Below are 2,686 nucleotides of genomic sequence, written 5' to 3' on the forward strand. Positions count from 1 at the left end.
TAGTCTAATCGTCAACACCTTTTTATAAAGTTATTTAATTTAATATTTTTATGCTCTTTTAGCTAGATACGGCTCTACAAAGATTCATTACCGGAAACCACCTTCTACTTCTCTTTAATCTATTCTTCCAAAACATATTCAATTGAATTTAAAGCATTATTCATTAAAAGGCTTAATCTGTAAGAACGTTTTCTCTCAACAGAACCAACAACATTATTTATAAAAAGTATTAGTATATAAGTAGGTAGTTATTACATTCCCTAACATCCTCCTTTATTTATCCTACTGTACTATCAATAAAACTCTATTAAAAGCATGCGCAGATATAAAAGATATACGCATCCTTATAACGGATGATGGTAAGAGCATCTAGAAAACCACCTTTGGCCATTATCTCACACGATATCCGAACATCATTCACTTCTATTATTCAATATATTAGCGCTTTAAAAGATAGGGTGCTGTTTTCAAAATAGAAAAGCAAGTTTATTTATGTTTTTCATATTACTGTAGGTTTATATAAGCCACATATTATTAACCGGTAGCCCAAGTAGAATATTGGTCTTTTATCCATTTCACCTCTAGTATCACTCACTTCAATACGGCCTAGTGTATTCTGAATATCCCTTAAATAAGCCACTAAAATATGTAAAGTTATAAGCTATCTTTAGAATTCGAACCTAGTAATAGCATTTCTTCTTTAAACGCATCTACTAAATTCAAAATGAGCACCTCAATTAATTGAGTACACCTATTATACCTATATAGAACAAACGTTCCAATCCTTATTATACATCATCACTCTCTTATATTTATGGAAACATACTATCATTTTTCCACCTGCACTCATCTTCTCTACGAAAGATCCTCAATTATAAGACTTAAGGAGGTTTTATCCTATATCCATATATAAACAACTACAAGATTTAACGTTAGAAGAGCAAATTGAGTTACTAACAAAGTATTTAGTTTCATTTAATAGCATTAACGGCACTAGCGGAAAAGTTCGGATTATAGATGAACTATATAGCATTTTAAAAGGCCTTCCTTATTTTATGAACACGTATGGGTTCAGGATGTAGCTCATGATCCAATAGGCAGGAGCAATGTATTTGCATTTATAAAAGCGAAAAACAACTCCCCTTCTACTATTATTTATCATTCACATCTAGATACAGTCGGCATTGAAGATTTCGGATCATTAAAAGACGATACTTTCTCTCCTGACACACTCGAACAATATTTTCAAACCTACAAAAGTGATACGAATGTTCAAACCGATGCAAAATCTGGAGATTGGTTGTTTGGCGGTGGCTCTCTTGATATGAAAAGCGGTGCTGCTATTCATTTAGCTAACATTCTATACTTTTAAGAACATATTCATTTACTAGAAGGCAATCTACTTCTCTTATTCAATGGGGATGAGGAAGGTGGACATCATGGTATTCTCTCTGCCTTAACTGAACTCGAAAGACTAAAGCAAGAAAAACAATTACAGTATCGTTTGGCAATTAATAATGATTTTATAACACACTTATATGATGGTGATACATTGTCGGGGATTGATCCTAATTTTATTGCAGCCCAAATCACAAATAGACTACATAACAACTATAAACTAACTGAACTTATTCCCGATGAACTCGTTCTCCCTCCAACTTGTTTATATCAGCGTGATAATAAAGAGAAGTATACTATGCAAAACAGCAACAAGTAGTCAATTATACTTTAATTATTTTATTTATGAAGCTACACCAAAAAGGTTCTTTCTCTATTATTAGAAGAAGCGAGTAACGTCTGTAAAAAGGCAGAACACTATTTGCAGGAGCAGTTCAAACATTACTTACTCATAACAGGGCTTCCTATTCGAAAACTTTCTTGGGAAATTGATGTAATAAGCTATGCAGACTATATAAAAACATTAAGGAACCTAGACATTAACCCAGACATCGCTATTCAAGATGTTATACGAGAAAGTAACACACAAAATTTGCAAGAACTATATTTTGAAATTATCGCAGCTCTTCAACAACTAGATCCAGAAAAGAAAGCATGTGTTATTATTTTTTTCGCTCCACCATTTTTACGACATAACTACCTAAAACAAATAAATGAGGTAAATAACCTATTACAAAATAAGATTCAGTCAATATTGAAGAATATATAGACCGAGACAGGTAAACAATTTGTATTAAAAAAATTCTTTCCTTGTTTAGCGGATGGTAGCTTCTTGTCTATTCACGAAACCGACGAAGAGTTAAAACCATTGTTAGAGAACTCCCCTAATTATTTCGCACAGTTAGTAATTGATGAGTTAACAACAGCAACATGCTCCAGCCATATTTTTATGAATTAGAAAATGAAACACTACCAACAACTAACGATTATAATATTGTACCCAATAGCCAGGATGAACCTGTAGCTATTATTAAGACAATAGAAGTAACTATAATGCCAATGAACGAAGTGACAGAAGAATTCACTATCGCTGAAGGCGAAGCGATAGTAGCTGTAATTACAAGTTTATCGATATAAAAACAAAGTGAAGCTATAATTAATAACGATTTCACCAAAAGTTCGTGTTTAATGAAACACAAAAAAGACGAGTCATTCTGACTCGTCTTAAGCTTGCTTGGCGACGTCCTACTCTCACAGGGACAAGGTCCCAACTACCATCGGCGCTAGA

Annotated in this window: 1 protein-coding gene and 1 pseudogene; both read left to right on the plus strand. The window is 33.1% G+C overall.

What is annotated here, in order from left to right:
• Positions 1-1,819 precede the first annotated feature (1,819 nt).
• The gene (locus F8162_RS27915; protein ID WP_151633991.1) at positions 1,820-2,167 is read left to right on the plus strand and encodes a hypothetical protein; all 348 of its coding nucleotides are present in this window, start codon (positions 1,820-1,822) and stop codon (positions 2,165-2,167) included.
• A gap of 108 nt (positions 2,168-2,275) precedes the next feature.
• Positions 2,276-2,499 (plus strand): annotated as a pseudogene (locus tag F8162_RS27920) (ASCH domain-containing protein); the annotation flags it as partial.
• Positions 2,500-2,686: the final 187 nt, after the last annotated feature.

Origin of the sequence: Bacillus sp. CH140a_4T (assembly GCF_008923725.1) — a bacterium.
GTDB lineage: Bacteria > Bacillota > Bacilli > Bacillales > Bacillaceae_G > Bacillus_A.